A 948-nucleotide genomic window follows, 5' to 3' on the forward strand; every position below is an offset into this window, starting at 1 on the left:
CCCAGCATGATGACCTGGGCGATGCCCAGCAGCGTGTTGCGATGCGAGCCCTCCAGAAAACCCGCCAGATCGTTGGTCATCACATTGGCCGAGGCCAGTGATTCGCAGGCGTGGGCCAACAGGGTCTCGGTGTCGATATCGGGGTTGATGGTGAACATCGTGGACGGTTTGTGGGGTGTGGCCATGATGTTGGCGGCGGGGTTGAGGTAGTGATTGAGGGCGCGTTCGGCGGCTTCTTGGAATTGCTTGGAGTCGGGGCTTTCGTAGGGGGAGGCTGGATTTGTTTCCGGGGGATTGGGTGTGGGCTTGATCATTGATGGAGCTCCTAATTGAAATTACGGAGCCTTCAGCCCTCGCTACCAAACGAGGGGTGGCGGCCATACGCGGGTTGGTAGACCGGTAATTAGGAACCCGGCGCTCCCGAGAGAGCCCTGCGCATGGCCACCATAAAACAGAGACCTGAAAGGTCTGCAAACGGTGCGCTATGCGCCTAATTGGTCCGGGCTACCAAACCCGATCGCTGTTTTTCAGCGACCGGCTAACGATAAAGCCCGGACTCAAGGCGCGTAAGCCGGCGGATTCTGGCGTAACCGTAGGCAATGACGCAAGGCGCTGTAGCTTTCATCAAGTTACGCTGACAGCCGTTAAACAAGGGCGGTCAGTCGATGTTTAATGTGCGGTTGTCACGACAAACACATGGCTTTGGGCTGAGCACGAAACCTGTGGGAGCGGGCTTGCTCGCGAAAGCGGCGTGTCAGTCGACAACATTGCTGGCAATGCCGACGCCTTCGCGAGCAAGCCCGCTCCCACAGGTTCGGCGCTTTATTCAGGCGGATCGAGTCGATCCAGCGCCCGGTTCACTGCCAATTCACCCAGCATGATGACCTGGGCGATGCCCAGCAGCGTGTTGCGATGCGAGCCCTCCAGAAAACCCGCCAGATCGTTGGT

The 948-nt window shown here is 58.6% G+C and carries 2 protein-coding genes; both read right to left on the minus strand.

What is annotated here, in order from left to right; genetic code table 11:
* A partial coding sequence (locus AC3WN7_RS28600) for a DUF6124 family protein (RefSeq protein ID WP_102675864.1) occupies positions 1-314 on the minus strand: 314 nt, incomplete at its 3' end.
* A gap of 508 nt (positions 315-822) precedes the next feature.
* On the minus strand, positions 823-948 hold a 126-nt coding region (locus AC3WN7_RS28605; protein WP_442963897.1), incomplete at its 5' end, for a DUF6124 family protein.

The sequence above is a fragment of the Pseudomonas sp. FW305-70 genome (assembly GCF_058783925.1).